This is a genomic window from Clostridium hominis (assembly GCF_014287825.1).
Lineage (GTDB): Bacteria > Bacillota > Clostridia > Clostridiales > Clostridiaceae > Clostridium > Clostridium hominis.
This window is the reverse complement of the sequence record NZ_JACOOO010000005.1, coordinates 145,549-152,192: the sequence shown is the minus strand read 5'-3', so window position 1 is coordinate 152,192 and position 6,644 is coordinate 145,549. Positions and strand designations below refer to the sequence as shown.

Annotated in this window: 5 protein-coding genes; 4 read left to right on the top strand and 1 reads right to left on the bottom strand. The window is 28.6% G+C overall.

The annotated features are described in order from the left end of the window. Positions 1-120: 120 nt before the first annotated feature. From H8S20_RS05280 to msrB, 4 genes are all read left to right on the top strand, one after another. The gene (locus tag H8S20_RS05280) at positions 121-2,382 is read left to right on the top strand and encodes a glycogen/starch/alpha-glucan phosphorylase (RefSeq protein WP_186859462.1); all 2,262 of its coding nucleotides are present in this window, start codon (positions 121-123) and stop codon (positions 2,380-2,382) included. Positions 2,383-2,570: 188 nt separating this feature from the next. After that, positions 2,571-3,563, top strand: coding sequence for an alpha/beta hydrolase (locus H8S20_RS05275; protein ID WP_186859461.1), 993 nt, complete (start codon positions 2,571-2,573; stop codon positions 3,561-3,563). 143 nt (positions 3,564-3,706) lie between these two features. Next, a complete protein-coding gene (locus tag H8S20_RS05270) occupies positions 3,707-4,432 on the top strand; it encodes an MBL fold metallo-hydrolase (protein WP_032117767.1) in 726 nt (241 codons plus the stop codon). 16 nt (positions 4,433-4,448) lie between these two features. After that, the gene (msrB, locus tag H8S20_RS05265; RefSeq protein WP_186859460.1) at positions 4,449-5,405 is read left to right on the top strand and encodes a peptide-methionine (R)-S-oxide reductase MsrB; all 957 of its coding nucleotides are present in this window, start codon (positions 4,449-4,451) and stop codon (positions 5,403-5,405) included. A 242-nt stretch (positions 5,406-5,647) separates the two neighbouring features. On the opposite strand, the gene H8S20_RS05260 is transcribed toward msrB, so the two are convergent. Next, positions 5,648-6,508 (bottom strand): helix-turn-helix domain-containing protein, encoded by an 861-nt coding sequence (locus H8S20_RS05260; protein ID WP_051986807.1) that lies wholly within the window; start codon positions 6,506-6,508, stop codon positions 5,648-5,650. Positions 6,509-6,644 lie beyond the last annotated feature (136 nt).

Below are 6,644 nucleotides of genomic sequence, written 5' to 3'. Positions count from 1 at the left end.
ATGATTAATGAAAATTTAAATCAAGTTTTAAAAGAAAGAATGAGAAAACCATTACATGATATTACACAAACTTACACAATATGCAATATAATATGTATTTAAAGTGGGAGGAAGATTATAATGATTAATGAAAATTTAAATCAAGTTTTAAAAGAAAGATTTGAAAAGACAATAGCTACTGCTACAAACGAAGAAGTATATTTAGCATTATTAGAGTTGACTAAAGGAATTATTAAGAATAGAGGGACCAATAAGGGTAATAAAAAATTATATTATATATCAGCAGAATTTTTAATTGGAAAGTTATTATCAAATAACTTAATTAATTTAGGGATATATGATGAAGTTAGAGAAGTTCTTCTAGAGAATGGGAAAGAGTTATCTCAAATAGAGGAAATTGAATTAGAACCATCTTTAGGAAATGGTGGACTTGGTAGATTAGCTGCTTGCTTCTTAGATTCCATAGCTACATTAGGTTTAAATGGTGATGGAGTAGGGCTAAATTATCATTATGGTTTGTTTAAACAAGTATTTGAGGATAATAAACAAAAAGCTGAAAAGAATCCATGGATAACTAAGGAAAGCTGGTTAAATAAATCAGACATTAAATTTGATGTGCTATTTGGTGGATTTAAAGTTACTTCAAGTTTATATGATATAGATGTTACAGGATATAATCAATCTTGTAATAAACTAAGATTATTTGACATAGACTCTATAGATGAGACTATTGTAGAAGATGGTATTAATTTTAATAAAGAAGATATCAAAAAGAATTTAACATTGTTCTTATATCCAGATGATAGTGATGAAGCAGGACATTTATTAAGAATTTATCAACAATACTTTATGGTAAGTAATGCTGCTCAGTTAATTCTTTCAGAAGCAGAAGAAAATGGATATGACTTACACAAGTTAAATGAACATGTAGTTATTCAAATAAATGATACTCACCCTTCAATGGTTATTCCTGAATTAATACGTTTATTAGGAGAAAAGGGGATAGAAATTGATGAAGCAATCGGTATCGTTACCAAGACTTGTGCATATACAAATCATACAATTTTAGCAGAAGCTTTAGAAAAGTGGCCAATAGCATACTTAGAAAAGGTTGTACCACAATTAATGCCTATTATTAGAGAGTTAGATAATAAGGTTAAATCAAAATATGATGATGAAAAGGTATTTATAATAGATAATGAAAATAGAGTTCATATGGCACATATGGATATACACTATGGATTTAGTGTAAATGGAGTTGCAGCTCTTCATACTGAAATATTAAAAGATGAAGAATTAAATCCATTCTATAAGATTTATCCAGAAAAGTTTAATAATAAGACTAATGGGATAACTTTTAGAAGATGGTTAATTCACTGTAATAATGAGTTATCAAACTATATATCTGAGCTTATAGGAGATGAGTATAAAAAGGATGCAACTAAGCTTGAAGATTTACTTAAATATATAGATAATAAAGAAGTATATGCAAAGCTAGAATCTATAAAGAGAAATAATAAGATTGAATTAAAGAATTATTTGAAAGAAACTCAAAATATTGATATTGATGAAAATTCAATATTTGATATTCAAATTAAGAGACTTCATGAATATAAGAGACAACAAATGAATGTCTTATATATAATCAATAAATATTTAGAAATTAAATCAGGAAAATTACCAACAACTCCTATAACAATGATATTTGGAGCTAAGGCTGCACCAGCATATATTATTGCTCAGGATATAATTCATACTATACTTTGTCTGCAAGAAATCATTAATAATGATCCAGAAGTTAATAAGTATTTAAGAGTTGTTATGGTAGAAAACTATAATGTAACTAAAGCTTCTAAGTTAATACCTGCTTGTGATGTATCAGAACAAATATCGCTTGCATCTAAAGAGGCATCAGGAACAGGTAATATGAAATTTATGCTTAATGGTGCATTAACTTTAGGAACTGAAGATGGAGCAAATGTTGAAATTCATCAACTAGTTGGAGATGACAATATTTATATTTTTGGTAAGCCAAGTGAGACAATAATTGAGCATTATAAAAAAGCAGATTATGTTTCAAGAAAGTACTATGAAAAAGAAGGAATCAAAGAACTTGTAGATTTCATAGTAAGTGATAAAATGCTTCAAGTTGGAGATGAAGTAAATTTAACTAGATTATATAATGAATTAATAAATAAAGATTGGTTTATGACATTAATAGATATAGAGGATTATATAAAGACTAAGGATAGAATGTTTAAGGATTTTGAGGATAGAGATTCTTGGATGAAGAAAGTTCTGACCAATATAAGTAAAGCGGGATTCTTCTCATCAGATAGAACAATTGCTCAATATAACGAGGAAATCTGGAAATTAAAGTAGCCCTAACTTATACCTTATATAAATAAGGAACCATTATCGTAAAGGTAATGGTTTCTTTTATTTATATATACAAAGGTGTTGAGTAGCTGAGTTTATTTTATATGGTTGTAGTATGAGATATTTATAAATTAATAATTGTGGGAAAATATGTTAGAATTAGATGGAATATAATTTTTTGAGGTAATAATATGAATGATAGATTTGAAAAAAGAAAATCACAGTTAATCCCAGCACTAGCTGTGGTAGGCACAATAACTGCAATTGCAACTGTGAACAAGATTACAGTTAAGCCAGCATCGAAATTTATAAGATTATTATTTAATGGAGTATATCCAGGACCTAAGAACTATGATGAAATAAAAAAGCAAACAATAGTTATAAAAGATATTGATTATGGATCTAAGATTGAAAATGGAATAATGGATATAAATATGCCCTTAGATAATTTGAATGAAAAAAAACCTTTGATAGTATTGCTTCATGGAGGTGGATTTATAGGTGGTAGCAAGGAGGCCACAGCTGCATATGCAAGAACTTTATCTAGTCATGGATATATAGTTGCCAATGTAGAATATGCCTTTGCGCCAGAACATACATATCCAACACCTATAATACAGGTAAGCAAAGCTATAAGCTATTTGAAAGAAAAGAGTGAAATGTTCAATGTTGATATTAATAATATTTTTATAGCTGGAGGATCAGCAGGTGCACAAATAGCTAGTCAGATAGCAGCAATACAAACAAATAAGAAGTTATCAGATATTATGGAAATAGATCCGGTATTAACCAAGGATGAACTTAAAGGTGTGATATTATTTTGTGGATTATATAATATGAGTAATGTTTCAGAAACAGGATTTCCAGGAATTAAAGAATATTTGTGGGCTTATACAGGAGAAAAAGACTTTAAAAACTACGAGAGATTAGATGAAATTTCAACTGTTAAGCATATCACTGAAGATTATCCACCTACATTTATAACAGCAGGAGATATGGACAAGTTAGAATCACAATCTAAGGAATTAGTAGAGAGTTTAAAAGATAATAATGTTAGTTGTACATCGCTTTTCTTTAATGATAAAAGATTATTGCATCAATATCAATTTATGCTTTGGACAAAAGAAGCTATAAATACATTAGAAAAGGTTGTAAATTTTATAAATAATAGAGTAGAAAAGTAGTTGGTAAAACTAAATGTTAATTGACTAAATGATAAAAAAAAATTTATTATAAGGATATATTTAATTAATATACTATTTAAATAGTATTTAATATGAGATAGAGTAAAATAATAAAACTAAAGATAATTTTAAGGAGGAAAATTATGAATGTTACAATAATAGGGTGTGATGGTGCTTACCCAAGAGTTAATGGAGCAACATCAGCATATTTAGTGCAAGATAATGAAACAAAGGTACTTTTAGATTGTGGAAGTGGATCAATATCAAGGCTTCAAAATCATATTGAATTAAAAGAATTAGATGGAATTGTAATAAGTCATTATCATGCAGATCATTATGCAGATTTAGAATGTATGCAATTTGCTACAATGTTAGATACTTTTGAAAAAAAGAGAGAAAATCCCCTTGTAATATACGGCCCAGGCGAAGAGCAAATGTTAACTTATAAGAATTTTTGCAAAGGCAATACTTTTAAAGGGAAAGAAAGCTTTACTATAGGTAGTTTAACATTTGAAACTAAACTAAATAAACATGGAATAGAAGCTTATAGTATAAAAGTAACTAATGAAGATGGTGAGTGTTTAGTTTACACAGGTGATACAGGATATTATGATGAACTACCTGTTTTCTGTGAAGAGGCAAGTCTGTTAATAGCAGAGTCATCTTGTTATGAATACGAGAGAGGAAAGTTAGCAGGTCATATGACAGGAGGAGAAGCGGGGATAGTAGCAGAGAAAAGTGGAGTTAACACTCTTATTTTAACTCACTTACCACATTATGGAGATGTTGAAAAAATGGTAGATGAAGCAAAACAATTCTTTAATGGAGAGGTTATCTTAGCAAGATATGACTCTTGTATAGAAGTATAAAATTTGAGGTGAAAATATGACTAATATAAGAAAGGCTATATTTGCTGGTGGATGTTTTTGGTGTATGGTAAAGCCTTTTGATAGGTTCGATGGTGTATATAGCGTTGTTGTAGGATATACAGGTGGCAGAGTTGAAAACCCTACCTATGAGCAAGTATGTAATATGAAAACAGGTCATTATGAAGCTGTAGAAATATCATATGACGAAGAAAAAGTAAGCTATAAAGAATTACTAGAGGCTTTCTTTAAAAGTATAGATCCTACAGATGATGGTGGGCAATTCTATGATAGAGGGGAGAGTTACAAAACAGCTGTATTTTATTTAGATGAGAATCAAAAGAAAATTGCAGAAGATTATATTAGGGAAATAGATGATAGCAAAAGGTTTGAAGATCCAGTAGTGACAAAGGTATTAGAAGCAAAGAAGTTCTATCCTGCAGAGGACTATCATCAAGACTATTATAAAAAGAATCCATTTAAATATAATGTTTATTATAAAGGTTCTGGTAGGAAAGAGTTTATAGAACATGCATGGAAGAAAAGTGAAGAAGAAAAATTAGCTTTAAAGGATAAGTTAACAGATATTCAATATAGAGTGACTCAACTAAATGCCACAGAAGCACCATATAATAACGAGTATAATGATAATTATGAAGAAGGAATATATGTGGATGTAGTTGACGGAAAACCACTATTTTCTTCAAAAGATAAATTTAATTCAGGATGTGGTTGGCCTGCATTTTCAAATCCGATAAATGGTGGATATATTAAGGAAATAGAGGATCTAAGTCATGGAATGATAAGAACGGAAGTAAGAAGTACAAATGCAGACTCTCATTTAGGTCATGTTTTTAATGATGGACCTAAAGAGCTTGGGGGGCTTAGATATTGTATAAATTCAGCTTCTTTAAAGTTTATACCTAAGTGTGATATGGAAAGAGAAGGCTATGGAGAGTACTTGAAATTATTATAAAATTGAAATAAAGTGCGAAATAATATGACATAGAAAATGATAAAATTGACAGCTACAGAAACTGACCCATTCGTTAAGAACTTTTAGCCACTATCTTATGCAAAAATGCTAAAATTTAAAAACTCGCTATGCTCAAACATTTAAATTTCTTAACGCATTTTCACAACGATAGTGACTAAAGTTCTAAAGCTCATTCTATGTTTCTTACGCTATTAATTTTATCATTTTCTTCTATGTCATAATTATTTATTAAGTTCTACATTTAAATCAGCTAAAATATTTTTATTTATAACCTGATTATAGTATTGTTTAGGTGTTAAGCCGTATTCTCTTTTGAAAACCTTAAAGAAATTTGAGTAATCTCCAAAGCCACAATGATGATACACTTCTTTTATTGGCATCCCACTTTCAATTAAGGTCTTACTGTATTCAAGCTTTCTTTTTATTATATATTTATATAATGATATACCTGTCTTCTTTTTAAATTCATGAAGTATATAATATTTGCTGAAAAATAAATCTTCAGAAAGTTTATCTAAAGAAATATCTTCTGTTAAGTGAGCATTTACATAAGTAAATACATGGTCCAAACGAAGGCCTTTTTTACAGAATTTTTTTTCAGGCATCATAGACTCTATAACTACCCTATTTAAAATGACAAGAATCATTGAGAGCGTATTTATTTTAAATGTATTACTAGCGTAATGATTATTTTTATCTTCTACTAAAAGAAGTACTAAGAGTGTACGGATACGCATTGCACCTTCTGAATGTGATGGGATATGACGGAACTTGTTTAGTGATTCTAAATTGAAGCATTTAAGTAAACTTTCATCTTTTATACTGTTTAAATCTATATTTGGATTAAAAGATAATGCATAGATTGTACAAATTGAATCGGTATTATTATTAAAATAAACTTCCTCATAATCTTTTAATAAAATATAGTTGTGATTTGTGCAGGAATAGGTTTCTTCATTAATTACGGAAATACAATGACCTTTTCTAAAATAGAAAATGGTGTAGTTATCTTTGGAATTATATTTATGAATTGAGTTAGAATTAATGTCTATTTCTTTTAGAGTATATATAGCATTAGTCATTTAGGATACCCCTTATATAAACGTTGTTAATAAATTAATTAGTTAAATTTTGCATAAAAAACATTAAACATTTACATAAAAAATTATATAGCAATATTTACAAATTTTCAAGCAATATTTACCTATTATTCATAAA

Coding starts and splice junctions, on each gene's coding strand:
- H8S20_RS05280 (WP_186859462.1), top strand. CDS start 121: ATGATTAATGAAAATTTAAATCAAGTTTTAAAAGAAAGATTTGAAAAG.
- H8S20_RS05275 (WP_186859461.1), top strand. CDS start 2,571: ATGAATGATAGATTTGAAAAAAGAAAATCACAGTTAATCCCAGCACTA.
- H8S20_RS05270 (WP_032117767.1), top strand. CDS start 3,707: ATGAATGTTACAATAATAGGGTGTGATGGTGCTTACCCAAGAGTTAAT.
- msrB (WP_186859460.1), top strand. CDS start 4,449: ATGACTAATATAAGAAAGGCTATATTTGCTGGTGGATGTTTTTGGTGT.
- H8S20_RS05260 (WP_051986807.1), bottom strand. CDS start 6,508: ATGACTAATGCTATATATACTCTAAAAGAAATAGACATTAATTCTAAC.